Raw genomic sequence first — 25440 nt, forward strand, 5'->3', positions numbered from 1 at the left:
ATGAGGGAGGAGGACGGTGCGGACCATCCCATTAATGGTGACGCAAGCGGCCAAGCGGAAAGCTGTCGCCCATCTCCGTGGAGCCTTCGGGATGAGCGAACTGCGGGCGTGTAAAGTCATCGGCTGCCGTCGCATGACCATGAGATACCAGACGATCCGGGCGGACGATGCCGGCCTTCGCCAACGCATGAGGGTGATCGCGCAGGAGCGCCGCGCTTTGGCTATCGGCGCCTCCACGTTCTGCTCAAGCGGTAGGGCTATGTGATCAACCACAAGAAGCTGTTCCGGCTCTACCGCGAAGAGAAGCTTGCGGTGCGTCGTCGTGGCGGCCGCAAGGGGCGATCGGGACCCGGGCGCCGATGACGTTGCCGATGGCGCCGAACGACCGCTGGTCGCTCGACTTCGCATCGGATCAGCTCACCGATGGTCGCCGCTTCCGTATCCTCACCGTGGTCGACGACTGCACCCGCGAGTGCCTGGCGCTGGTAGCCTACACCTCGCTCTCGGGCACCCGGGTGGCGCGGGAGCTGGACAGGCTGGTGATGGAGCCCGGCAAGCCGAAGATGGTGGTTAGCGACAACGGCAGCGAGCTCACCAGCAACGCCATCCTGACATGGGCTGATCAGAGCCGCGTGGCATGGCACTACATCGCGCCGGGCAAGCCCATGCAGAATGCCTTCATCGAAACTTCAACGGCCGGTTGCGCGATGAACTATTGAACGAGACGCTGTTCACGTCGTTGGCCCAGGCCCGCGTCGCGCTCCGATGCTGGCGGACCGATTACAACGAGGCACTACCACACCCGCAGCTCAGATGGAAGACGCCGTCCGAGTTCGCCTTCACCTGCCACCCGCGCCGGGAGCTGGCGCTGCGCTATGCCGAGGGCTCCGCGCCAGCTCGCGCCGCTGCCACCGCCCAACCGGGCAAATCCAACAGCCGGGGCGAACTCAGGACTGGGTAAAACTTGGGGGGCAAGGTCATCGGTATTGAAGATTTCCCGCTTACCGTGGCAAGCGATAGCGTCCTCCAGCGTCTCGATGCAGAATGCGGCTTCCATCGTGATCGAGACGCGCCACGACAGCACCCGGCGGCTGAACCAAACAAGCACCGCCGCGAGATAGACGAAGCCGCGCGCCATCGGGGATGGAGTAAGAAGCGCATAGGCGCTTCTCCTCCCCGAACCGTACGGGCACCTTTCAGCGCATACGGCTCTCCACTCAAGTCTGGCCCATGGCCATTGCGACATCTCGATATCGCGAGGTGATGGTCTTCCGGGGCTCATCCCTGAAGATGTAGGGATTTGCCTCCGGAGTTCTCCATCGGAACTGCCCCTTTGGACTGGACACCAATCGATGCAGTGCTTTCCCGACATGATGGCCTCGTTCACTGACCCCGTGGACAAACCAGGTCTTGGCTTGCCCAGCGGCCGGCGGTCGGTACCAATTCCGCATCAGTGGTTTGATGCGACTCCGGTACTTCCTCGCCAGCCAATGCGCCATTTTCCAGAACACAACGTGATCGATGTGTCGGAACGTGGTCGCGGTGAAGTCCGTGTATTTGTAGAACGCCGCCCAGCCCCGCAATTGGCGGTTCAGGCGGTCCACCATGTCGACCTTGGCAAGATCATGCTCACCGGAGAGGGCCTTCGACACTTTGTGAGTAAATGCCTTGGCCTTCTCTTTGGGTATGGTCGTGACGACCGCCATTCGTCCGTGTGATCCCCGCTTGCGAATGATCCGGTGCCCCAGAAAGACGAAGCCGTCATTGACGTGGGTGATATGGGTTTTGTCCATATTCAGCGTCAACTTCAGCTTGCCTTCCAGAAAGGCACGGCATTCCTCGCGGATGGCCTCGGCATGGGCCTTCGTCCCTTTGACAATGACGACGAAGTCATCGGCATAGCGACAATAGGCTACGGCAGGTTTCCACTCACGGTTCTCTCGAACCGTGATCGGACGCCCCTGTTGAATGCCGAAGTTCCACGCCCAGCGATCTTTCCTCGCTTTCTTGTTCAGGTATTTCGCCTCCAGCCAGCGGTCAAACTCATGGAGCATGATGTTGGACAGGAGCGGCGACAGAACGCCACCTTGCGGAACGCCTTCACTCGCTGCGGAGAACAAGCCACGGTCAACGTGACCGGCTTTGAGGATTCGCCAAAGCAGATCGATGAATCGCAGATCCCTGATGCGACGACGCACGCATTTCAGGAGCAGCCGATGATGGACGGTGTCGAAGTAGCTCGCCAGATCGCCTTCGATGATCCAGCGGCCCTTCGAGTCAGAGCCATCCTGCAACTGCATCCTAACTGTGCGAACCGCATGATGAACACTGCGTTCAGGACGGAAGCCGTAGGAGCCGGAGTGGAAGTCGCTCTCCCAGATCGGCTCCATGGCCATCAGCATCGCCCGCTGGACGATGCGGTCCAGCAGGATCGGTATACCCAATGGTCTCAGCTTGCCATTGGCCTTCGGGATATGGATTCGCTTGACTGGCGTCGGTCGATAGCTGCCGTCCAGCAAGGCCACGCGCAGCCGCTCCAGATGATGCTCCAGATGAGCTGCAAGACGTCGCTTGTCCATTCCGTCAAGGCCCGGTGTGCCCGCGCCGCTCGACGCAAGTACGATCCGGGCCGCTTCGGCAAGCCAATTCCTGTCGGTGATGAGCCTGAGCAATCGATCAAACCGACGGGTTTGATCGGCTGAGGCCCATGTCGCGAGCTTGTGCTGCATTTCACTGATTATCAAAGGTCTTCACCTCGTTGGGTCAGATCACGTGCACTCCAAGCAACTCAAGCTGCTCCCCTTCGCCATGTGGCCGGCTTTCCCGGCCTCGGACTACTACGGAAGCTCTGCCAGCATGACGGACATTGGAGTCAACTCCCTTGTCATTCCGCTCATGCCTTCCCTCGTTCATATGTCGGACTCCAGCGTATCGGTGAGATTGCCGGTCGCAGTCTTTTCCCTTGCTTGCCGCAAGTCGATGCCGTTGCCTCGGTCTGGCTATGTTCTCCCCCTCGGCCCACGCAAGACGCCATACATCTACGCTCGCGTTCGAGTGTCTCCGGCTACATTTCCATCGACACCATTCAGCATTCCGCCTGTTAAACCGTGTAGGCGGAGGCGACATTTCAGCCCACAGACGCGGATAAACCGGTTCGTGTTCCTCAACCTTCCGATACTCAGCCTCGGGAACCATCTCGGTGTAACGGTTTCACCTCAATTCCCTTTACCTGCGGGCTACGTCACCCTGCCAGTTGACAGCAGGTCACCGCCGCTTGGGCTCATGCTTCCCCACAGCACATCGCTTTGGCTCAGCAGGCCGGCTTTGCTGAGCGCGCCTTCTATAAATCGTTCTCCAGCGTCAGCTCCCCGATCTTGGCGTGCAGCGTTTTCACGTCTACCGCCGGCTCGCTCGTTCTGTTGCCGCCGCCAGCACCAAATACCTCGGCCGCCGCTTCCTGAAGCTGGGACTTCCACTGCGTGATCTGGTTCGGGTGCACGTCGAAATGCTCAGCCAGCTGGGCCAGCGCCATCTCGCCCTTGATCGCGGTAACGCTACCTTGGCCTTGAATGCCGGTGCGTGGTGCCGGCGGACTCGTCTGCTCATCGTCTCTCCTGATTCACGGGACAATCTTGCCCGCCGTCAGGCAGAAATTCCACTTATCGCCCTGTCCAGATTTCCAGAGCCAGCTCTCCGGCCCGTGGAAGCGGCTACAGCCATAGCGCGTTCCATTGGTCGTCGATCAACAATGGCGCGACGCGTTCTTGTGCGAGCTCCAAGTGTTGTCCAGTCTTGATCGCGACTGCTCAAGCCGGCCTTTCTCGCCATAGGCTGCTCGATGTGTCCCGACAACGCAAACAAGTCGTCGCACAAGCCTTGCGCCAGGTCGCCAAATGCTGCGGTGACAGAGCGCGGTGCCGCGCGAAGTCAGAGACGATCGCACCGCAAACAAAGGCTTCCGCGATCCGTCCCTCGTGGACCTCGGCGCTCCAGCGCCGCCGACCAAATGCGCGCGACAATACGCTCGACACATATGCAAACCGTGTTCTTCAAAGCTAACGCATATTGCCGGTCTGCTCAACAACAACGGGTCCGGGAAATACGGTGCTGATCTCATTAACGGGCCGGTCGTTGCGCTTAAAGATCCTGCAACTTTCTCGATTCCCAGCTCCGCTGTTTTCCATCGTGCTTTCATTTTCCCCGCACACTTACGGCCACCGTCGAGGGAGCGGCCTGTGTGTATCGGATGACGTTACGTGCTCCGATGACAAGCTAGCGGCTGATCTGTCGCCCCGTTTTGCAACCAAGCCGGTCTCCCGCACTGGATTTCTGCTTAGGCGTCAGGCATGGGGATGGAACCATGCGGTAGCGCCCACTATCGGGCGCCCGAAATCGCAGCTCTCGGCATGAGATGCGGCTCATTCCGCGATGCTAAACCCTTCCCCAACCCGGCAAGGCGGATGACGGACGCGGTGGCGTTAGCGAACCTGTGGCCCGGAAGAAAATGCGCTTCGTTCCGATTAAGACGGCCGCAGATTATATGGGCGCCCCTGAACAATGGCCGAATTATCGGCGCCTGGCTCACTGGCGATCACAGCGATAACGCAGTGACATTAAAACGATCTAACGGGCGCGGGCCGGCAGATGACAAGGTGAAGTGTTGGTGACCCATGGCGCGAAATCCCGAACCGAGTGAAGCTATTTCCTCTGATCCACTCAAGCGCAAAAATTTGTATTAGCTCCTTTGTTTCGCAGATGTCGTAACGGCCAGCGGCTGCAGATTGCCGAGCGCAAGAACCGGACATATGAGCGCCCGTTCTAATTTGTGAAAAGCGTAAGGCTATTGGCTCGCGGTAGATCTGTTCAACGAGTGTGGGATCTTTCAACACACTCTCGAACATTTCAATGGATAGCGGTACGACGACCCCACCTCGTTTAGGTGGGCGAGACGAGCGAGACTCGTGCGTGGATAGACAACGTGAGGGACGCTCATTCCATGCATCAAGACAGACATCAAGACAGGCATGATGCCGTCTCCTATCAGCGGATCGAAGTGATCACGGGGGAGAGGCGACGGCGCAGTTGGAGCGATGCGGAGAAGACGCGGATCGTGGCCGAGAGCGCCGATCCGGAGACGGGCATTTCCGAGGTGGCGCGACGCAACGGGGTCAACCGGGGACTGCTCAGTGTGTGGCGGCGCCAGGCGCGGCTCGCGTCGAGCGAAGCGCCGCAGTTCGTGCAGGTCAGGCTCGGCGCCGCCGTCGAGGCGCAGCCGAACGCGATCGATAAGGCGCATGTTCTGGTGAGTCCGGCCGAGCGGATCGAGGTGATGATCGCGGGCGCGACGGTGCGCGTGCGCGTCGGCGTCGACGCCGCGACGTTGGAGCGCGTGCTGGCGGCGGTAAGGTAGACGCGATGATCTCGTTCGGTCCAATGGTCCGTGTGTTCGTCGCGACGCAGCCGATTGACTTTCGCAAAGGCTTCATGGCCTGGTCGCGCTGGTAGCGGAGGGATTAGGCGGCAAGCCCTATAGCGGCGACGTGTATGTCTTCCGATCGAAGCGATCGGATCGTTTGAAGCTTTTGGTTTTTGACGGCTCGGGAATGGTTCTAGCGACGAAGTGGCTTGAGAATGGGGCTTCGCCTGGCCACCTGTTCGCGAGGGTACGATGCCGGTGACGGGGGCACAAATGGCGATGCTGATCGAAGGTCTTGCGGAGTGGTCGCGTGTGGTCCCGAAGGTGACGAACCGGCCGACGAAAGTTGCCTGAATCGTCTTGTTTTGCTGGCGATTGCGAGTGTGTTCGTGTAGCTCTGCGATATGGCGCTTCGCCCTGAAGATCTCCCCTCTGACCCTGCGGCTCTCGCCGAGATGGTGCTGGCTTTCGAAGGCGAGAACGACGATCTGCGCGCAGAGATCGCCACGTTGAAGAGCCTGATCTTCGGCGCGCGATCGGAGCGCTCGGCGATCGTCTGCGCCGAACAGATCGCGCTCGATCTGGAACGGACTGCGGGCGCGCGGCCTCCGGCCAATGACGACAAACCGGACGCGCGGAGACCGAAGCGGCGCAAACCCAGGCGCAACATCGGCGCGCTACCGGCGCATCTGCCCCGGGTCGAGCGGGTGATCGAGCCGACGTCCACGCTGTGCCCGTGCTGCACGGGACAGATGCATCGGATCGGCGAGGAGAGCAGCGAAGCGCTCGATCGGGTTCCCGCGTGGTTGCGTGTACTCCGCACGATCCGTCCCAAATATGCCTGCCGGGCCTGTGAGGGCCCGATTGTCCAGGCCCCGGCACCGGCGCGGCTGGTCGAGGGCGGCATGGCGACGACGGCGCTGATCGCGCATATCGCCGCGGCCAAATATGCCTGGCAATCGACGCTCTACCGCCAGACGCAGATCCTGGCGGGCCAGGGTGTCGTCGTCGACCGTCAGACGCTGGCGCGCTGGATGGAGAGCGCGGCGTGGCTGGTCAGGGGACTCTACGATCTGCAACTGAAGACCATGCACGGCTTCGAGCGGCTGTTCTGGATGAGACGCCGATGTCGGTGCTCGACCCGGGACGCGGCCGCACGAGGATCTGCCAGTTCTGGGCGCATGCGACGGACGATCGGGCGTGGAAGGGTCCGGCGCCGCCCGCGGTCGCCTATGTGTTCGCAGGCGATCGCGGCAAGAAGGAGATCGTGGCGCAGGTGGCCGGCTTCGAAGGCGTGCTGCAAGTCGACGGCTATGCGGCCTACGCCTCGCTGGCCGGCGATGCGAAGGTGTCGGGCCAGATCCAGCTGGCGTATTGTCTCGTTCACGCGCGCGGCAACTTCCTGAGGGTGCACAAGACGACGAACTCACCCTTCGCCGCGGAGGTCATCGAGCGCGTTGCGGCCGTCTACGCGATCGAGGAGAGGATCCGCGGTCTCGGCGCCGGGGAACGCCGCGCGGCGCGACAGGCCGAGACGAAGCCGCTCATGGAGGCGTTGAAGGCTCGTCTGATCGCGGTGAAGGACGGGATCTCCCGCCGCTCGACGCTCATCAAGGCGATCGATTACATGCTCGAACGTTGGCAGGGACTGATGGCGTTCCTGGATGACGGGCGGATCGAGCCGGACAGCAACACGGTTGAGCGTTCCATGCGCCCGATCGAAGACGCAACTCGTTGTTCAGCGGCAGCGACGAGGGTGCTTCATACTACCATCTGCCTATCTCCCTAGAGTTGAAGGCATTTCTGGTTGGCGTCGCAAGACGGCGGACGGCGCGATCGCCTGCGAGAGGCATCTTGGCGCACATCTGGTTGCGTGAGATCAGATTGTTTGATGATCCATGTCGAGCCCTTGCATAAATGCTCCGCGGGCAATCGTCCCTCAATGATCATGCGACGTATCGTTGACGGACTGACGTCGAGCATCTCCGCTGCCTCGATTAACGAGAGCTCACCTCGATCCCGACGTTCTCCTTCACGATAAGGGGCGATCTCTCGGGTTCTGCGCAATGAACATACGCTGGTCCTCGTCCAGGACGCCCCGTGCGCGGTTGTTTTTCCGGAGCGACTGAGCAAGGCAGCGATTGCGTAGTCAGGCATTTGACGTGCAAGCACGCGTACAAGATCCACTACCTCGGTGTCGGTCGTCCAACGCGTCACGCCGACACGGTTCTTCTTAGCCTTCAGGCGGGTGTGATCGCCACCTTGCCAGTGGATGACGAGGTCAAGATGCTCATTGTCCTGATCCACGTCGACAACGGTTTCCGACAGAACTGTGCGTAGGATTTTCTTCTTGATCTCGGACGTAACACCGGGGCGTTGCCAGGCTCGGATCAGATCGTCCCCGAGTGTGAGCAGCGCTTTGCGATCGCCGGCGCTGAGTCCAGGAGAAGGCGAACTGGTCAAGCCCTCGATTTCTCGTTCAATCACACGTGCAGCTTGGATGCGCTCGTTCCAGCGACGCTCAAGTTCACTAGCGGCGTGACGATTGTCGGGGTCGACCGCGTCGTATCGGCGATACGCCCGGTTCGCTTCGTAGTGCGCCTGTTCGAGAGACCTTTGGAGCTGACGCAATTTTTCCGACTGTTCGGCGCCCTGAGTTTTCATTGCATTTAGCGCAGCCTCAACGCCAAGCGGTTGAAGCCGCTCCAGCACCTCTCGCGCCACCATCCGATCGAGGCGCATTCCACCGAAGCCAAGACAGGCTGCGACGGCCGCTTTGTTGAAGTCTCCGCGGCAGACATATCTCTGCGTGTCACCGCCTCTACCAGAATACTGAACGTATAACCGCCGACCACATCGCGCGCAGCGCAGAAGCCCAGGGAGAAGTGCTTCGCCGCGTCGGACGGCTCCTCGACCCAGATAGCTCTTGCCGTTGGCATTGTCCGCAATGAGCCGCTGGTTTCGAACAAACTCATCCCAGGAGATATAGCCCTCGTGATGGTCGCGGAGCAGCACGTCCCAGGCTTTCCAATCTCGTTGGGGATTTCGCTTCACCTTCCTCCGGCCGTTCTCAATCGTCGTCCTGACACCCCGTCGTCCGAACGCGTACGCACCGGCATAAACAGGGTTGGTGAGCATGTGATTCAAGGTCGTGTAGCTTGGCGTACGCCATTCGATTTTCGGATCGCTCGAACCTCCAACGGCGAAGGGTAGCGCGATCTTCTCCTGGGTCAACCAGAGCAAGACCTGCCGGATCGATTGCAACTCCACAAATTTCCTAAAGACGAGATCCTGCGCCTCGTGGACACGTACGTCCGGGTTTTTCTCGATTCGGTCATCTTTCGTCTTCACGTACCCGATGGCGACCGTCGTGAAGTGCTCGCCGCGCCGAGCCTTTTGTTTGACGGCTTCAACTGATCGCTGTCGAATGACGCTGAGTTCCAGCTCGCTCATCGTTCCCCTCATCCCCAACAGCAATCGATCGTTGATCGACCGCGAATCATAGACGCCATCTTCATCGACAATGAGCGTGCCGACCAAGCCGCAAAACTCCAACAACGTGCGCCAGTCTCGACCGTTTCGAGCGAGGCGGGAAGCCTCGATCGAAAATACTGCGCCGACGCGGCCCTCGCAGATTAGCGCCAACAACCGCTCAAATCCACGTCTTGCAGTGCCGCCACCAGATTTGCCAAGGTCATCATCAATAACCTCGACTTCGCTCCAGCCGAGTGCACGGGCGCGAGCCTCAAGGCCGTATTGCCTACGTTGGCTCTCCAGGTTGTGTACGACCTGATCGACCGATGACTGTCGAACGTAAACCACGGCGCTACGCGCCAGGGCGGAGATCTTCGTCATGACCCGCCTCCTGACCTGACTGGGCTGGCGCTGCGGGCGCCTTTGCGACAGCTTCGTTTAGCAGAAGCGACAGCAACTTTGCGGCCTCGGCTTGCACCACCTGAGGCAGATGCTCTGCTCGCGCCGTCGCGAACAGATCCGGTTGCCGCCTTTTTTGCATCGTCTTGGACATGGGCTCCTCCCTCGACGGGAGGCGATTCCTCCCAACGCGAGGCTACGAGGACGTCAAGGAACATGCGAAGCTCAAGAAGTCGATCCACCGGGAGACACGGATCAGCTACAATTTTAGCCGATGCTGCTTTGAGCTCCGTCATCCATGCCGGCAGAAGATGGAGGCGGCCGTTCTCGCGGCGAACCGTGAAGTGGCGGTGGCATCGTGGATTTGTTCGCCGAGCACGACCAGGTCTCGGCCAGCGTCAGGATGGAATGGATATGTTACTCGAACTTCGTTGCCCGGAATCCCTGCATTATGCAGCCTCTTCGGAAGGCGGGGGCGAGACATGGGCGGTACTCTCTTCGCTTCTTAACACGGCGAAATTGAATGGCCTCGACCCCGAGGCCTATCTCGTCGACGTTCTCGAACGCATGGTGAGCGGCGCCACGAAGACCCACCAGCTTCACGAACTTCTGGCCTGGAACTGGAAGGCCGCGCGCGAAGCCGAAAAGCGTGCCGTGGCATGACGAAGCGGAAGCAACGGCGAGTAACGCGTAAGCCGGTCAAGACGACGATGGCGGACTATGCCATGTCATTCGAGCGGCTCGGGCAATGGATGAGCGAGCGCGCCAGGTCGCCGACGCTTCGGCATCCGCGAGCGACGTCGCTCTCTATGCTCGACGGCGCAGTGGCCGCTGTCGTCGCCGGGCCGGTCTCGATGGCCTCCGAGGAATGGGTGTGCCCACTCCTCGGCGTCGATCCCGACGCCTTCAATCACAACACCGAGGGGTTCTCGGCGATCGCTGCCACGCTGATGCGCCACAACGCGATCAGCGAGACGCTGTCGACGAGACCGGAGAGCTTCGAGCCGCTGTTCGTGCGATCGCCGGACGGCGACGTCGACCCGCAGCCTTGGTGCATGGGCTTCTACGCCGTCATGAAGCTTCGGCTTCTCGTCTGGTCGCGGCTTCTCTCCCAGAACGGAACCGAACACCTTATGCTGCGGCCGATCCTGGTCCATTGCATCGATGACGCCGGTCGGCCCTTGCTGCCCCCGGCCCGGCGCACACTGGGAACACAACCCATTGTCCAAAACGCCTGGCGCGACATTCCAGCAACCGTCGAGGCCCTGTGGCAGTTCTGGGTGCCTATACGCTTCAAGCGTGGCACGTAGGCCGTCCGCGCCAAGTCCGTGGCCCTCTCGTACCGCTTACTTTCAATGAGTGGAGCTGCGCTCTGTAAGCGGGAGCGACAGTCAAGAGAAACATACGACATTCGGCGCATCGTTGTTCGGTATTCGACAAGGGATCTGGAACGGCGGTAAGTGAAAATTCTTTCCGCGAAGCCAGATAGTGTAAGGTCGTCAGGTCCACACGCTGGATCAGTCTTGGCATGACTATTGCTGTACGTCGCAATTGAGGGGTAACGACACTGAGAGTGGCCTAGCGCATTAGCACGCGCAAAGCGCAGTGCTCTTAGTTTCCGAGCTAGCCTTAAGTACGAGAGGACGAGAGATAGAAGCCCGTGCAGAATATCAGTTGGTCAGGTGCGTCCTTATGTTAAAGAGAAGTACCTTCCGCTTAGAGAGATCGTTTCTCAAGTCGCATGACATTGGGGTGGCAGAAGTCCGGAGAGGTGCATCGCCCGGAGTGTATTCCTGCGTCGCGGTATCGGAGCCTGGCGGACGCATGGATACTGACCGCCGATGGCTGTTTCGCCCGGCAAGCCACCTTGAAATCCGCTGTCCGATATTGGTCCCATTTTAGGTGAGGTATCATGCCTGAGGCATTCATCTATGATCACGTTCGTACTCCACGAGGTCGTGGAAAGCCGGACGGCGCGCTACATGAGGTAACCGCACTTCGGCTAGCCTCCGTGCCACTCAACGCACTTAGGCGGCGGAACAACATTGCTTGCGATATGATCGACGATGTTATCCTCGGCGTCGTCGATCCCATAGGCGAAGCCGGTGGCGACATCGCTCGGTTCGCGGCGCTCAAGGCTGGGCTCGGCGATGCAGTAGCCGGCGTACAGATTAATCGGTTCTGCGCTTCAGGTCTTGATGCCGTGAATTTTGCAGCCGCCCAGATTATGAGCGGTCAGCATGAACTCGTCATCGGCGGCGGCGCTGAATCTATGAGTCGGGTTGGCATGGGCTCATCCGGCGGCGCCTCGTCGATGGATCCCACCGTGGCAATACCCATCTATTTCATGCCGCAGGGACTGTCGGCAGATTTGATCGCAACGAAGTATGGCTTTTCGCGCAACCAGGTTGATAGCTATGCCGTGCAGAGCCAGCAGCGGGCAGCAAAAGCATGGGAGCTGGGTCGTTTCAACAAATCGGTCGTGCCGGTACAAGATATCAACGGGCTTTCGCTCTTGGACAGGGACGAGCACATTCGCCCAAACACAACTCTGGAGTCTTTGGCACAGCTCAAACCGGCTTTTGAGGAAGGTGGGCAAACGGGCAGCTTCGACGCCGTCGCCATTCAGTCACACCCCGAACTTGAGAGCATCAACCATGTGCACCACGCCGGCAACTCGTCGGGCATCGTCGATGGCGCTGCAGCAGTGTTACTCGGGAGCAAAAAGTGCGGTGTGAAACACGGGCTCAGGGCGCGCGCAAAAATAAGAGCTTTCGCCAGTATCGGTTCGGAGCCCGCGATCATGTTAACCGGTCCAGTCGATGTCACAAATAAATTGTTCGCACGCGCCGGCATGAATAAGTCGGACATTGATCTCTTTGAGGTCAATGAGGCGTTCGCTTCAGTCGTCTTGCGCTATATCGAAGCGTTCGAGATCGATCACGACAAGATCAATGTCAATGGTGGCGCGATTGCGCTTGGCCATCCACTAGGCGCCACCGGCGCGATGATCTTAGGCACCGTGCTCGACGAGCTCGAACGCAGCAATAAAGAAACCGCCCTAGTGACCCTATGTGTTGGCGGCGGCATGGGGACTGCCACAATCATCGAACGGGTGTGAAGGCAAGGCGGCAGGAGCAGCATATGATTTTTCAGAACTTTCAAGTTGAAGTCGCCTCGGATGGCGTAGCTCTCGTGACTTGGAGCAATCTCGGTCGTTCGACCAACGTGCTGGACGAGACTTCGACTAGCGAACTCGAGCAGATTGTTAAGGAGATCATAGCGGACGACTCGGTGAAGGGCGTTGTTATCACCTCGGGCAAGGAGAACTTCTGCGCGGGAGGCGATCTCCCGTTGCTCGAAAGCACGAATAGGGAATACATCAAGGCGATGGAGGAAGAGGGGGAGCTTGCCGCGACCCAGATGCTGTTTAATCGAAGCCGTCGATTGTCGCTCGCCTTTCGGTCGATCGAGACGTCGGGCAAGCCCTGGGTGGCTGCCATCAATGGGACCGCGCTAGGCTGCGGATTTGAACTGACGCTATGCTGCCATTATCGCGTTGCGGCCGATAACCCGGTAACGCAGGTTGGTTTTCCCGAGATAAAGATTGGTCTGCTCCAAGGCGCTGGTGGGACCCAGCGTGTGCCTCGCATCGTAGCTTTGGAAGACGCGATTCAGATCTTGCTAAAAGGCCAGCCCGTGAACCTGCCGCGCGCCAAAGCACTGAAGCTGATCGATGCGGTGGTGCCGGCGGCCGATCTGATCAAGAGGGCGAAAGACTGGATAAAAGGGAGCGGCGACGCGGTTTCACCTTGGGATAAGCAGGGATTTAGGTTCCCCGCTGGGCCGATATATTCGCCGGCAGGCAAATCGGCGTTTCGGGCTGCCAATGCGCTCTATCGGCGCGACACTTACGACAATTATCCTGCCTCCCGCGCAGTAATGAGCTGTGTCTATGAAGGCTTACAGCTGCCAATCGACGCGGCGCTGCGCGTGGAGTCGCGATATTTTACGAGCGTCCTACGGTCCAAGGAAGCTCGGGCTATGATTCGCAGTCAAATCTCGATGCGCGAACTGGAGCAAGGGCGTTGCCGTCCGCAGGACGTGCCGCCCAGCAAGGTCAGAAAGCTGGCTGTCATTGGCGCTGGTTTCATGGGTGCAAGCATTGGTTACGTTTCGGCGCGCGCCGGAATCGAAGTGGTTCTAATTACCCGGCACCAACAGAGCGCGATTAAAGCCAAAGCGTACGCAAAATCTGCGTTCGACGATCTAATTCGGAAGGGGCGTGCCAACGAAAATGAGCGCGACGAAGCGCTCTCGCGCATCACGGCAGCCACTGATTATGCGGCGCTTCCGCAATGCGATCTGGTCATCGAGTCGGTATTTGAGGACCGGAAGTCCAAGGCCGACGTGTATGCCAAGGCACAGCCGCTTCTGAAGGACGGTGCTATTTTCGCCTCGAACACTTCGTCGCTGCCGATCAGTTCTCTGGCCGAAACCTTCGGGAATCAGGGCATATTCGTTGGCCTTCATTTCTTCTCGCCCGCTGAAAAGATGAGGCTGGTCGAGGTTATTCTAGGCAAAAACACAGGCAAGCTCGCGCTTGCCACCGCCCTAGACTACGTTGCCCAGATCGGGAAGACCCCGATACTCGTAAAAGATTCCCGCGGGTTTTTCGCTAATCGCTGCGTGCGGCGCTATGTCTCTGAAGGAATAGAGATGTTTCTGGAGGGGGTGCCTCCGGCTGCGATCGAGAACTGCGCCAAGATGGCAGGCATGCCGATAGGACCGCTCTCGTTAGCTGATGAAGTTGCTCTCGACCTTCGCTTGCAGATTATGAAAGCGACAGAAGCCGATTTGGGCCCAAACGCGATCGACCCAGGCCAAAAGAAACTGATGGTAGAGCTAGTCGAGAACCAGGGTCGATTTGGACGAAAAAACGGCCGTGGCTTTTACGATTATCCTGAGAAAGGCAACGGAAAAAAGCATCTTTGGCAGGGTCTTGCCAATCTGCAACCAAGGCATATTGATTCCGACAGGGTTGATACAGGGGAGTTGAGCCAGCGGTTCTTGATTGTGCAATCGGTGGAAGCTGCGCGCGCGATCGACGAATGCATCATAACCGATCCGCGCGACGCCGATGTCGGCTCAATTTTAGGCTTCGGCTATCCACCGTTTACCGGCGGCGTACTATCATATATCGACCTCGTAGGCGCGGACAGGTTTGTTGAGCGCTGCCGCAAGCTCGAAGCTACGTACGGTGATCGGTTTACACCGCCGCAGCTCTTGGAAAATATGGCCAAGAATTCTGAATCCTTCTACTAATTAGCATAACTCTCTTGAGTGCAAGAAAAGACGTGTCGCCATCGCAGCGTATCGGGTCTGCGAAAGAGTCAAAAGTTCGAAATGTTTTACTCAGACCGCGCGATTGCGCGGCCTTGATCAGCACTGACTGGATCTATGCGAACTCATGAAGGTGATCGTTGAGCGTTGGACACAAGCCCTTGCCTTCTCCATGTAGAACGCTACAGCCCCCTTGGCTGGCAAGCTTACCAATCCGTGCTGGGCAATATCTCACTTGCCCCGATCTGCATCAAACGGGATAGCAAACAAAGGCTGAAATGCATCGAAGCGTCATGGCTTCTCTGGAGCTTGACTGATCGCGTTGACAGAATGTCCCGGCACGCTGCCAGATGGCCAGAAGCAGGAGGGCGATTGTGCACGGCTGCCAGGAAGCGAGGACCTATGTTGCTAGGCGAGCCCACTGCAGCGCTCTTGATCCGACAATGGTGTGAGAAGTTCTCGATGTTTATTCGTAAGTTCGCACGGGATGGCGTGATGAGTGATCGCCACTAAAGAAAAGAGTTTTGGAGACTGCCGCGGGTGGCCGTTATCATGGTGAGTTTTCCCGCGAATCTCTGGAGCTCCCCACGAGCGGGACGCGGGAATTCCTCACGAAAGATCTATGAGACGGCAAGATGCGCAAGAACACCCGTTTAGATGAGACGCTTTGCGTTATTCCGCCTGAAACACCGCTTGAAGGCTTCGCGAGTCTTGCCATTCCCGTCTATCGGGGATCGACAATTGTATTTCCGGACGCAGCCTCTTATCGCGGCCGGGCTACTCGTGCACCAGATGGTTACACCTATGGACTGTCGGGGACGCCGACCACACGGACTTTGGAGCGGCAGCTGTCCGCCATGCACAATGCGGAGCGGGCAATCATTGTGCCGTCTGGTCAAGCTGCGATCTCAGCCGCCATATTAAGCGTGGTCAAAAACGGCGATCTTCTGCTCGTAACGGATAACGTTTATCCGCCTGTAAAGCAATTCACGCGCAAGATACTTGGCGATCTAGGTATAGAGACAGAGTTCTTCGATCCTACTCGGCTCACAGAACTCGAGGCGCGGCTTCGCTCCCGACGCACGCGGCTCGTGTGGATCGAGTCCCCCGGATCGACCACCATGGAGATCTGCGACATTCCCGCTATTGCTCGCTTGAGCAAGGAAAACGGCGCGCTCCTTGGATGTGACAACACCTGGGCAACGGGACTATTGTGCAAACCTTTGGACCTGGGCGTTGATATAGTTGCGGAAGCACTCACGAAATATGTTGGTGGGCATTCCGATATTCTGTTGGGCGTGATTATTTTCCGTAATATGGACCTCTACCAGCGTGCACGACTCACATTGGGGTCACTTGGTATCGGCGTGTCGCCCGACGAATGTTCTCTTGCCCTGCGCGGCATGCAGACAATGAGCCTCCGATTGCGACACGTTGGCAAACTTTCAGAAGAATTTGCCCTCCAATTGGCTCAAAGTTGGAACTTCCCGGTGCTACACCCTTGCCTGCCTGGGTTTCCTAATCATGAAATCTGGCAGCGTGATTTCAAGGGCAGTTCCGGTGTTTTCAGCCTCCAAGTGGACGGCGTTTCTTCAGAAGGTATCAATCGCGCGTTAGATGGTCTCCAGACATTCGCCATAGGAGCCTCTTGGGGCGGGACCCGCAGCCTTGTGGCCCCAATGATCATCGCCAGTGACCGCGATGTTATGGCTTCAAGCGCCTCAACAACCTATCTGCGGATTAGCATTGGCTTGGAAAACATTGACCAGCTGTGGGCAGATCTTGAAGGGCTGGTGAAAACGTTGCAACGTCAATAACGCCACACACGACCGACCTAACCATCGTAAAGGCCGTTTTTGAAGAGCGGCATTGACGCGGCAAGCAGAGCTGCCGTACGCAATCTGGTAGGGCAGGGTGAGCTTGGCATAGAAGAGCTTGTACGTGCACGGATGCGCAGGACCAGAGACTCTCGACAATGAAAGGAGAGGCAAATGGCGCATCTCCCACGATGCCCCCGAGGATTAATACATCTCGGCTCAACCAATCTAGTCGTATCGAGGCAAGTGGCAAGATATCTAGACTCATGTTCGTCAGAGCTATGTGCAGATCATCAACTCAGCCGTCCGCCGCCGCGCCAACATCAAGTGCCCTTTGTCAGACCTCGCTCGATGGATCGACTGGCTTCTTCGAACTTGCCTGTGAGAGGCGGCGACGCTCCTTTACGGATCAATCATGCAAGCACGTGCGGATTGCAGCAGAGCTGAAACTCCTCTGGTCGGCGCCGTCGATTTCGCGGGGTGCGATAAAGCCTCAGAAGCTTATTGTACTTGGCCTCGTTCCAATCGCGCCGAGCCGCTCAGCGAGCAGACCCCTTGATCAATCGTTCTGACGCAGCATACTAGAGGAAGACAATGACAATCCGCCGCCACGCCAGATTGGGCCGGTGAGCCACGACCGCCCGATATTGCGCCGGAACGACGTCCGGGCTCTCTCCTACCACGACTCCAAGCGTAAATTGCCGACGCTTTGTCGACAATCATTGTCCACCCGGCAACACGTGCCGTAACGGCGTCATATGCGGCCGTCATTGCGATATGGCGTCCTTGCCCATTCCGGAGCTGCAGTTCTGGAGCTGAGGTGCGTTCAACAGACGCTAGTGAAAACGTGACTCATCTTAGATCCCGTGCGACTTATCTTAGATTTTGATCTTGGAACGACCACCCCACCAGTTTTGGAATTGGCGCTTCGTTCGGTGCGCCAGACGTTGCTCTTGAAATCAATTCACAGAAGCAAAACCAGCAGTTTCGGGCAACCGGTTTGGATCTACGCAACCCGTAGGTCCATGCGCTCGACCTACGTACCGAGACCACAGCGATACTACCGCCGAACGCAGGACAATCGACGCTGTTGGGTTTGTCGAGTTCGCGACAAGAGACTACCAGCACCTCGCCTCTTGCTGCCACTCATCTAAGCCGTTGAATTGTCAATTCTAATCCGATCTCGGCGCTCTTGCGCTTGTTGGCACGAGTTTTGTGAGTCTCTCGTCGGAGCTCGAGGAGCTACCAACGCAGATCGACGTTGTGTCGGAGCTATTCATTCGTTTTCTTCAGCAAGGGCCTGAATCGACGCTGATACGGAGAGTTAGCATGCGCGCGGCGCTGAAAAGCCTGTCTCATCTTGATTACCCGCTGGTCGCCCACCTGAGGGTGGAGCCCGAGCAAGAAGACTTTGTGGACCCATTGGATTTAGTGTTTTCGGAGCTTCGAAATAGCGCATGTCCCGGTTTTGAGCACGCGTTCTCGATTGAGGTCTGCGAGAAGACCGTTGGCTTCTTTGTTCTGCGTGAAAGAGCGGCATTGCCCGAATGGGCGCTCCCAAATGCCATGACCTTGCACACCCTTTGCGTGGACCGATCATGCCAAAGGAATGGATACGGTAAAGCAGCGATTGAACTTGCTGCTCGATGGATCTCTAGGAACCGTCCTTCTATCGGCAGTCTCATGCTCGGCGTCAACGTACGCAATGTGACAGCTAGAGCTGTTTATCTGGAGTCGGGGTTTCGGGACACGGGCGCTACTCACTACGGCCCAAGCGGCCTTCAAAACATTCTTAAACATGAGATCCGTCCGGGAGGGTAAGAGTGCCTTGTTCTCGATTAGTCCCTCGGGCGGCGTGGCATTCGCGGCACGTCTTCTCTGAGTGAAGCCTGCATGGTTTTCGCGATTCGGTCATAGAATGCTCGGTGGAGAATGTTCCAGCAAATTTCTGATCCTCGTCCCGAGCCACAAATTGGAGACTAGCTTAACTCGCCAGTCGAGGTCGTCACCAGATGGTCATCTCGAAGCAGAAAATCTACCACAACCTGAGGCCCGCCCGCTCCGCGGAGGAGGCGCACAACGGCGGTCCACTCATTACAGAAGCATCAAAAAGGCATGCTATGCTGCACAAGACCGTAACTCAATTGATCGGGCAGACGCCGGTAATGTCAGTTGACATTCCCAATCGTGATGCCCGTTTGATGCTAAAAATCGAAAAAAACAATCCGGGCGGTTCGATGAAGGACCGCATGGCGCGAAGCATGGTTATGGCTGCGCTCCAGGATGGGCGACTCGCTCCTGGCGGCACCATCGTTGAGTCCTCTTCCGGCAATACGGGTATAGGTTTAGCTCTCTCCGCATTGGACTTTGGCCTGCACTTCATCGCGGTGGTAGATCACCATGCGGCCCCCGATAAAGTCCGGATGATGCGGGCGCTCGGCGCCGAGATCCGCTACGTCGAAGGCGAGTTTGCGGAAGACGAAGTCGCCGTCGTCGCGAGGCAGCGCCTAGCGGAACGGCTTGCCTCAGAGCTTAGCGGCGCGCTATTCATGAACCAATCGAACAATCCTGCAAATCCGGACGGCTATGCAACTCTCGTCGAAGAGCTGATCACGCAAATTCCTCAGGGCATCGACGCGTTTGTCGGATGCGTTGGGACCGGCGGGTCCATGACAGGTATTGCGCAACGGCTCAAGCGCCATAAGTCGACGGTGCGCACAATCGGCGTGGAGCCGGCCGGATCGATCATTTTCGGAAGACCCGCGCACCCCTATTATCAATCAGGGACCGGCATGCCTACTGGTGACCAGGTCGGCAACGTCCTGGACTATGGCTGCATCGACGAGGGCGTCCAGGTGACCGATGCTCACGCTTTCGAGACGGCGCGCTACATCGCTCGGCGCAAAGGGCTTTTAGTCGGCGGGTCGTCCGGCGGCGCTATCTACAAAGCCTTGGAGTTCATCGACGCAGGCAAGCTGACCGGTACGGTCGTAAGCTTGGTCGTTGATGGCGGTGAAAAATATCTGAGCACGATTTTCGACGATGACTGGATGGAAAAGCGTAGCTTGCTAGATCCAACAGTCGCTGCCCAATTGGACAAGTGGCTCTTTGGGAATGACACGTAAGGCAACGGTAGCTGGGCACGCATCCCCATTCGATAATGCGTCGCTGCTTATCTTCAGTAGGCGCGAATGCATCGAGGTGGGAAACTCGCGAGGATAATGGTCTTGAGACAGGTTGAGAGGATCGTCATGAAGGCCGACTGGGCGAGAGAACTTGAGTAGGCTGATTATCGGTCAGCCTCCTGCCGGCTTAAGCCTTAAAGCCGGATGACTTTGCTGCTTGATCTCGTGAAGGGGTAACATGCTTCATAGCTTGCCTCAGCGAATGTGGGCATGGGCGTGGCGCGCATATAACGATGTGCTGAGCTCGCTCGCGGAGAGCCGATGCAGGCGCAGCTCTTGCTGCCGATTAGGAGGGACGTTTGCCCCAGCATTGAGAGCAAAAGCATCCGATGACGCTCCAAGTTCTGCATCCGTCCGAGCGTAAAAAGGGCATCGCGATGTTTGGCGAGGACAAGAACGTGTTGGAAAGGGGCGTATACCTTACCAAACCGATGTTTTGGATGAACCTATGTCTGGGTCCTCGAGCTCGAGATCATGCGTGACTTACGCCATACTTGCGGGGACCGCGCCGCAATCACGAGGAGCAGCTCTGTTGATCATCGTTTGTCCTATTCTGTCGTTGAGAGAGCTTCTCCTATCTGGGTTGAAAGGCGTCTGAGGGAGAGTTGCATCGAAACCGCAAGCGTCCGTGCTCGAGTGCCGTTTGTCAACCAAAGGTGTAAGATCTATGAGAACCCGCGTGTGGACTACTATCAATTTTGATGCGGACGGAATGCAATCCGATTTCGCGCGCGTTCCATACTCCTCGGACACCTCCGCCTATGGTTGGATCCCTATCCCGATGCTTTGCTTCAAAGGTGCTGACGGGCCAACGGCCCTATTTACTGCGGGTACCCATGGGGACGAGTATGAAGGCCAAGTCGCACTTCGCAAGCTAGCACGAGAACTTACGAGTACCAATCTCCAGGGTCGGGTCATCATCCTGCCCGCTCTCAACAGGCCCGCGGTCGCCGCGGGCCATCGCAACTCGCCCCTCGATGGAAGCAACCTCAATCGCGTTTTTCCTGGTATGCCTGATGGCGGCCCAACGGCCATGATCGCACATTATGTAGCCACGGAACTGTTTCCTCGCGCCGATCTTATCATTGATCTGCATTCGGGCGGGACATCGCTCGAATACTTGCCTGTGGCGCTGGCCCGACCCGGGCGCACCGACGGCGAAGCCGAAAAAATCCGCTGTCTTTTGAGGAGTTTCGGTGCGCCCTATGGCATCCTTACGGACAGAGCGGGAGGCGGAGCAAGCGGCACACTCTATGGGTTCGCCGAACAGCAGGGCATTCCAGCATTGACGACGGAGCTCGGCAGCGGTCCAACGATATCAAGAGTTGGCCTCGCAATCGCCGAAAGCGGCCTTCGCCGCGTGCTGCGTGACTACGGTATCGCGCCCGATATTATCGCTCCAGAGGCGCCGCCGGTTCGGCTCGCGAGATCACTCGGGCCAACAAGTACAATCTATTCGCCTACTGATGGTCTTTTCGAACCTCATGTGAGGCCCGGCGACCAGGTTGCCGTCGGTCAAAAGGCTGGATGCATCTATCGCTTAGATGACCCGCTCGCGCAACCGCTTGAACTCACTTTTGCTGCAGCAGGCATCGTCAGCTTCCGGCGCTTTCCAACGCTTACGTCGATTGGGGATGCACTATTTGGCCTTATGGTAGAAGCAGATAACTAGCAAAAAGTGTGGCAGAAGTGTTCGTTCGATTGGCGCGACTGCATCGAACGAAACCGCTACCAAAGCGTGAACCGAGAGTTGGCGTTGAGCGCCTCAGATAAGCCCGCATCAGCAGTTCGGCTGGACGCGGGCATGTACCCGGTGGTTGATTACGGCTGGCCTGCGTTCAGCAGCTCTCTTCGCGCATGCGTTTCTGGCCCGATCTTTCGCTAGCTCGAGAGCCGCAATGGCTCCATCGAGGTCCTCCAAAGCCGAACGTAACTGGAGCTGAGAATTGATCTATCGCCAAGCTTAAGCGATCCCGGCAAAGCGATTCAGTAGAGGCGCGGCGACCGCACGTAGCTCGGTGGCTCGCTTGGCACCCATCAAGCAAAGCCCTGTTGTCCCGATCCCCATGCGAGCGTCGATGCAGCGAAGTGTTTCGGCTGGGTGATGCGAGGTGTTCCATACGACAATCTTCACCCAACGCTTTGATGCGTTTGGCATGGTACGTGCTTGTTGTCCGTACACGAGTCACAGGCGAGCCTTTGTCGCGAGCTGCTGGTGCATTTCAGTCGTCTGAATGCGCAAGGTGTACAAAGAATCAGGGACAAAAGAATGTGCGCAACGGCCAATCCCGTATCGAATTACGCCGTAATCAAACTGCCTGTCAGGCAATTGCGACCGACAGAGCAAATCAACATTGAAGATGCGCGTAAACTGACGAATATAATCGGGAAGGAGAAACGTTGGAAGCGACCTATTTTGGTCGAGCACCGTCACTCTGTCATCATGGACGGTCATCATCGCTACTTCTGTGCAAACGCGCTTGGTCTCTCGTTTGTCCCGTGCGTCTTGCTTTCTTATGATGATCCCAACCTGCAGGTGACCTACTGGTCCAATTCGGCGCCTGTCGCTGTGGATCAGATCATCCGGGCCGGGCTTTCCGGCGACCTTATGGACTATAAAACGACGCGCCATCAGCTACTCGTCCCTGTGGACAGCTGCTCAGTCGACCTAGACGACTTGAGGTGAGGGACGATGGAATGATGCAGGGCTTTAACGAACGCGACGTCAAATGAAGAATGGTCCCGAGCCGTAGACAAGTTTTGTTCCCTTTCAACCTCGGTGGGCTCCCGCAACGTAGAAGGCAAGTAGCCCTTTTCCACCGTACGCCTGATGTCTGCTCGAGGGTCCCCCACGTGGTACACGTGCGCTGACGTCTAGCAGCGCGGGCAACCTTGTCTACCCGATCTTAGACATTGTCGATAGGCATCCAGGCGATCTCGCCCACCAGCTCCCGGACGCGGCCGTCGGCCGCCCTAGTGATCCGGCGACCTGACGGACAGTCCCGCCGTTAGCTCGCCGGGCATCACACGGCGATAATGCATGATGCGACCAAAACTCTCAAAAACACCCGCCTCCCAAGCTCGGTGTTGAATGTTATCGCGACGATTAGGTCGATAGCTCCCAATGTTCGAAGCGCCCGCAGACGGGGAGAAGCCGTACCGAGACAAACTCTTCGATCACGCGCTCAAGCCGGTCGATCCAGGCCTTGGCGACCCAAACCGCCCTACTATTTCCTGAAGCGCGGCCATGTGCCGGAGTGATTTAACCTCTAGTTCCTGAGGCCAGCGAGATAACGAATTGTCGAGCCTTTTCTGCGGGGATAGGTGAGGCCGTGCTTGAGCATCAAGGCGCGCGCCTTCTGCCAGTGGGCGGCAGCGCTTCAACCGCTGCCACTCGGACGTGAACGAGACCGCGCATCGTCTCGCGGCATTCATCGGAGACCATACCGCCGTCGGCGCCCACGCGTAGCAGCCACGCGAGAAAGGCGGCGCCTGGCGGTTAGTCTTGGCCCGATCACCTGCCTTCTTTGAGGCCAGTGACGAGCTAGCCTGCATTCATGAGGCATAGCCGGCCGGACAGGCCTCATAACCAAAATGCACACGATCAAATCGGCACCGATCCGTAGCGCATACTGGCTGCAGGCGCGTCGACCTCGCAAGAGGCAAGCGTCTCCTTTGCCGGCATGTTTCCACGAACGCGCAGTGTCTTCACCTCGCGACGTCTGCTCCGACACATGCATAGCAATCAGCTACCACAACTCCTTCCTGGATCATGATGATCGGATCGGCTGCCCGATCATCACTCGGACTCGCTGTGTCGGCCGGTCGCCTCAACACAGGCGGACATAGGGTCTTACAGCTCGTCTATCTCGCCAGGGTACTGGATCGGGTAGCACGCCAATTTCTGTTGTGGCGGTGGTCGGATCACCATGGAACAGCCTTTCGCGCTAAAACATCTTTTGAGGATACCCTGATCGTCAAAGCGGGTCGGACCCCTCCACAGGTTTGGCCTCACAATTCACGGGTAAGCCCCTCATAACTGTACGTGCCGGCAACGACGTCGCCGTCAGCACGGACGATAAGGGCGCCCGGCGCGATAAACGTGTTTGTCTGAGCGGTGGGAGCGCAGCGCCACTACGAGGAGGTATATCGTCGGGTCTGCGAGACCGGCAGTGGGGGCTCACGATCATAGGCCATATCCCGATTCCACAGAGACGCCCCTATTCGAGCTTCGACCGCAGCACACCAAGCCTGCTTCACCTCTCCGCCCGATCCGCGTGGCCGCCTAACATAGGCAGAGGCGACATCTGTCAACGCGGAGAATTGTCGTGACTGGCTTGATCTACGGCGGCAGCCGCCTTGGAGGCGGCGCGAACAAACTTACTAAACGCCTTCTGCTTGAGTTGAGTTCAAGTTTGAGCTCAACGAGCCGAGACTATCATCATTGGCAGTTGGCAAGACCAGAGGCAGAGCGTCTAGATCGCATGATGCCGATGAGTCACAGCTACCGTGTCAACAGCTAAACAAGATGAGAGCACAGGTCAAATCGAGTCGGAGAGATAACGTTATGAACAAAACCAACCTCGCCTGTAAGCCGTCAGATCGCATCTACGTCGGACGATCCGAGATAAATGGGTCCGGCTTGTTTTCAAGAAGAACTATATCGAGGGGAAATGTCATAGAACGGCTCGAAGGTGAGATCTGTCCGCTGGCGACCAAGAGGACGATACAAATTGATCGCGATAAGCATCTTTGTAGTGAATACATAGACTTCATAAATCACTGTTGTCGTCCGAATGCCCGCCTTCAGATCGACGATGGTGGCGTTGTACTGATTGCGATGGAGGAAATTGGTCGTGACAGAGATGAAGTGACGATCAATTACAACTGCTCCGAATACTCTCTTGCTGAGAGCTTCTTGTGTCGATGCTGTGAGCCTCCCAGGCTTATCGCTGGATACAGATACTTACTGGAGGGAGACCAGGGCGAATACCTGCAACGAATAGGGCAATTCGTGCTGCCGCACCTCTTGTCGATGTCTTCAAAATGATCGTCGTCACAGGACTGAGTTCGACTACGAGGAGGTAAACTGAGATCAGGTAGTCCAAGCATGGTGTAAGGAGTGCAACAGCTGCATCGCAGAGATGCGTTACGCGGAGTTCTGACGGTCGGGCCAGCTTGCTCTTTCAGCCCGATTTCTTAGCTCTCTGCGGACCACGTCCTGCAGCGTCTCCTTGTGTCGAGCGATAGATCCGACGACAGCTCTTCAGCTTGATCTTCTCGTCCTCGAGCTGCTTTAACCGCCGTTTCTCGGTCGGCAACCGCCGTCATACTCTTCTTCCAATTAAAATAGGGAAGTCACCTGGCTGATGCGGGCCTTGCCACCGATGTCCGACAGCAAACGGATAAACGTCTTCTGGCAGCCGAAACGCCGAGGGCGTTCATCATTCTTCGCTCGTTCCAGCCTGGGAATCAGTGCGAAACATTGCAGCTCAAATAGTGCTTACCGCGCCTCAGATCACATTCTTGCAAAAAGTCGATCCCTCGCGATTGCTATGAAATCAATCGCCTGATTCATGCAAGTAACCCGAATCCTCAGTTGTTGGCCACTTCGCGCTGGAAATAGTTGACCATTCACATCTTGCGCTGAGGCTCCCGAAAATTGCGCATGTCCGGTTCCAGACAAGCGAGACTCGGCATCTCACTGTGCAAGCATTTCAGCGACGGAGGAAAAAGGCGGAGTGCCCTCCTCTTATCTCAGCAACATCCGGGCACACCGTTGTGGCATACTGTTTGCTGGGAGCAG

The 25440-nt window shown here is 57.7% G+C and carries 14 protein-coding genes and 6 pseudogenes; 14 read left to right on the top strand and 6 right to left on the bottom strand.

Annotated elements, in window-relative coordinates:
* Positions 1–34: 34 nt before the first annotated feature.
* Positions 35–961 (top strand): annotated as a pseudogene (locus tag I6F24_RS33985) (IS3 family transposase); the annotation flags it as partial.
* Positions 962–979: 18 nt separating this feature from the next.
* Here I6F24_RS33985 and I6F24_RS33990 read toward each other — a convergent pair.
* The 3 genes and pseudogenes from I6F24_RS33990 to I6F24_RS34000 all read right to left on the bottom strand — a co-directional run.
* Positions 980–1162: pseudogene (locus I6F24_RS33990) on the bottom strand (IS3 family transposase); the annotation flags it as partial.
* 55 nt (positions 1163–1217) lie between these two features.
* A complete protein-coding gene (gene ltrA, locus I6F24_RS33995) occupies positions 1218–2744 on the bottom strand; it encodes a group II intron reverse transcriptase/maturase (protein WP_345944134.1) in 1527 nt (508 codons plus the stop codon).
* A gap of 565 nt (positions 2745–3309) precedes the next feature.
* Positions 3310–3606 (bottom strand): annotated as a pseudogene (locus I6F24_RS34000) (transposase); the annotation flags it as partial.
* 1390 nt (positions 3607–4996) lie between these two features.
* Between I6F24_RS34000 and I6F24_RS34010 the strand changes: the two are divergent.
* The 4 genes and pseudogenes from I6F24_RS34010 to I6F24_RS37710 all read left to right on the top strand — a co-directional run bounded on the left by I6F24_RS34010 (position 4997) and on the right by I6F24_RS37710 (position 7205).
* Entirely contained in the window at positions 4997–5410 is a 414-nt protein-coding gene (locus I6F24_RS34010) for a transposase (protein WP_225148627.1), read from the top strand.
* A 5-nt stretch (positions 5411–5415) separates the two neighbouring features.
* A pseudogene (gene tnpB, locus I6F24_RS34015) lies at positions 5416–5770 on the top strand (IS66 family insertion sequence element accessory protein TnpB).
* Between the two features lie 101 nt (positions 5771–5871).
* Positions 5872–6441 (top strand): annotated as a pseudogene (locus I6F24_RS37705) (IS66 family transposase zinc-finger binding domain-containing protein); the annotation flags it as partial.
* Between the two features lie 101 nt (positions 6442–6542).
* Positions 6543–7205 (top strand): IS66 family transposase, encoded by a 663-nt coding sequence (locus I6F24_RS37710; protein ID WP_275945349.1) that lies wholly within the window; start codon positions 6543–6545, stop codon positions 7203–7205.
* Here I6F24_RS37710 and I6F24_RS34025 read toward each other — a convergent pair.
* Together I6F24_RS34025 and I6F24_RS34030 are read right to left on the bottom strand one after the other, a co-directional pair.
* The gene (locus tag I6F24_RS34025; RefSeq protein ID WP_225130585.1) at positions 7202–9271 is read right to left on the bottom strand and encodes a recombinase family protein; all 2070 of its coding nucleotides are present in this window, start codon (positions 9269–9271) and stop codon (positions 7202–7204) included. The two genes, I6F24_RS37710 and I6F24_RS34025, sit on opposite strands and share 4 nt — an antisense overlap.
* Positions 9243–9443 (bottom strand): hypothetical protein, encoded by a 201-nt coding sequence (locus I6F24_RS34030; RefSeq protein WP_225130587.1) that lies wholly within the window; start codon positions 9441–9443, stop codon positions 9243–9245. The genes I6F24_RS34025 and I6F24_RS34030 overlap by 29 nt, the downstream gene beginning before the upstream one ends.
* A 317-nt stretch (positions 9444–9760) precedes the next feature.
* On the opposite strand from I6F24_RS34030, the pseudogene I6F24_RS34035 reads away from it, so the two are divergent.
* From I6F24_RS34035 to I6F24_RS34070, 8 genes and pseudogenes are all read left to right on the top strand, one after another.
* A pseudogene (locus tag I6F24_RS34035) lies at positions 9761–9952 on the top strand (transposase domain-containing protein); the annotation flags it as partial.
* Between the two features lie 47 nt (positions 9953–9999).
* Positions 10000–10599 (top strand): UPF0149 family protein, encoded by a 600-nt coding sequence (locus I6F24_RS34040; RefSeq protein ID WP_225130589.1) that lies wholly within the window; start codon positions 10000–10002, stop codon positions 10597–10599.
* 602 nt (positions 10600–11201) lie between these two features.
* Positions 11202–12410, top strand: coding sequence for an acetyl-CoA C-acetyltransferase (locus tag I6F24_RS34045; RefSeq protein ID WP_225130591.1), 1209 nt, complete (start codon positions 11202–11204; stop codon positions 12408–12410).
* Positions 12411–12433: 23 nt separating this feature from the next.
* Entirely contained in the window at positions 12434–14614 is a 2181-nt protein-coding gene (locus I6F24_RS34050; RefSeq protein ID WP_225130593.1) for a 3-hydroxyacyl-CoA dehydrogenase NAD-binding domain-containing protein, read from the top strand.
* 653 nt (positions 14615–15267) lie between these two features.
* On the top strand, positions 15268–16449 hold the full coding sequence (locus tag I6F24_RS34055; protein WP_225130604.1) for a PLP-dependent aspartate aminotransferase family protein: 1182 nt from the start codon (positions 15268–15270) through the stop codon (positions 16447–16449).
* Positions 16450–17778: 1329 nt separating this feature from the next.
* Positions 17779–18270, top strand: coding sequence for a GNAT family N-acetyltransferase (locus tag I6F24_RS34060; RefSeq protein ID WP_225130606.1), 492 nt, complete (start codon positions 17779–17781; stop codon positions 18268–18270).
* Between the two features lie 299 nt (positions 18271–18569).
* The gene (locus tag I6F24_RS34065) at positions 18570–19574 is read left to right on the top strand and encodes a cysteine synthase family protein (protein ID WP_306469177.1); all 1005 of its coding nucleotides are present in this window, start codon (positions 18570–18572) and stop codon (positions 19572–19574) included.
* Positions 19575–20346: 772 nt separating this feature from the next.
* A complete protein-coding gene (locus tag I6F24_RS34070) occupies positions 20347–21306 on the top strand; it encodes a succinylglutamate desuccinylase/aspartoacylase family protein (RefSeq protein ID WP_225130610.1) in 960 nt (319 codons plus the stop codon).
* 513 nt (positions 21307–21819) lie between these two features.
* On the opposite strand, the gene I6F24_RS34075 is transcribed toward I6F24_RS34070, so the two are convergent.
* A complete protein-coding gene (locus I6F24_RS34075) occupies positions 21820–22266 on the bottom strand; it encodes a hypothetical protein (protein ID WP_225130612.1) in 447 nt (148 codons plus the stop codon).
* A gap of 1935 nt (positions 22267–24201) precedes the next feature.
* Between I6F24_RS34075 and I6F24_RS34080 the strand changes: the two genes are divergently transcribed.
* Positions 24202–24684 carry an SET domain-containing protein gene (locus I6F24_RS34080; RefSeq protein ID WP_225130614.1) on the top strand — a complete coding sequence of 161 codons (483 nt, stop codon included), beginning with the start codon at positions 24202–24204 and terminating at the stop codon, positions 24682–24684.
* The last annotated feature ends 756 nt before the right edge of the window (positions 24685–25440 follow it).

Source organism: Bradyrhizobium sp. BRP23 (genome assembly GCF_020194135.1).
Taxonomy (GTDB): Bacteria; Pseudomonadota; Alphaproteobacteria; order Rhizobiales; family Xanthobacteraceae; genus Bradyrhizobium; species Bradyrhizobium yuanmingense.

What these genes read in the sequence shown, in the direction of transcription:
- I6F24_RS34080 (WP_225130614.1), top strand. Translation starts at nt 24,202, where the DNA reads ATGAACAAAACCAACCTCGCCTGTAAGCCGTCAGATCGCATCTACGTC.
- I6F24_RS34060 (WP_225130606.1), top strand. Translation starts at nt 17,779, where the DNA reads ATGCGCGCGGCGCTGAAAAGCCTGTCTCATCTTGATTACCCGCTGGTC.
- I6F24_RS34025 (WP_225130585.1), bottom strand. Translation starts at nt 9,271, where the DNA reads ATGACGAAGATCTCCGCCCTGGCGCGTAGCGCCGTGGTTTACGTTCGA.
- I6F24_RS34055 (WP_225130604.1), top strand. Translation starts at nt 15,268, where the DNA reads ATGCGCAAGAACACCCGTTTAGATGAGACGCTTTGCGTTATTCCGCCT.
- I6F24_RS34030 (WP_225130587.1), bottom strand. Translation starts at nt 9,443, where the DNA reads ATGTCCAAGACGATGCAAAAAAGGCGGCAACCGGATCTGTTCGCGACG.
- I6F24_RS34050 (WP_225130593.1), top strand. Translation starts at nt 12,434, where the DNA reads ATGATTTTTCAGAACTTTCAAGTTGAAGTCGCCTCGGATGGCGTAGCT.
- I6F24_RS34045 (WP_225130591.1), top strand. Translation starts at nt 11,202, where the DNA reads ATGCCTGAGGCATTCATCTATGATCACGTTCGTACTCCACGAGGTCGT.
- I6F24_RS34075 (WP_225130612.1), bottom strand. Translation starts at nt 22,266, where the DNA reads ATGGCGCGTCGTTTTATAGTCCATAAGGTCGCCGGAAAGCCCGGCCCG.
- I6F24_RS34040 (WP_225130589.1), top strand. Translation starts at nt 10,000, where the DNA reads ATGGCGGACTATGCCATGTCATTCGAGCGGCTCGGGCAATGGATGAGC.
- I6F24_RS34065 (WP_306469177.1), top strand. Translation starts at nt 18,570, where the DNA reads ATGCTGCACAAGACCGTAACTCAATTGATCGGGCAGACGCCGGTAATG.
- I6F24_RS34010 (WP_225148627.1), top strand. Translation starts at nt 4,997, where the DNA reads ATGCATCAAGACAGACATCAAGACAGGCATGATGCCGTCTCCTATCAG.
- I6F24_RS37710 (WP_275945349.1), top strand. Translation starts at nt 6,543, where the DNA reads ATGTCGGTGCTCGACCCGGGACGCGGCCGCACGAGGATCTGCCAGTTC.
- I6F24_RS34070 (WP_225130610.1), top strand. Translation starts at nt 20,347, where the DNA reads ATGCAATCCGATTTCGCGCGCGTTCCATACTCCTCGGACACCTCCGCC.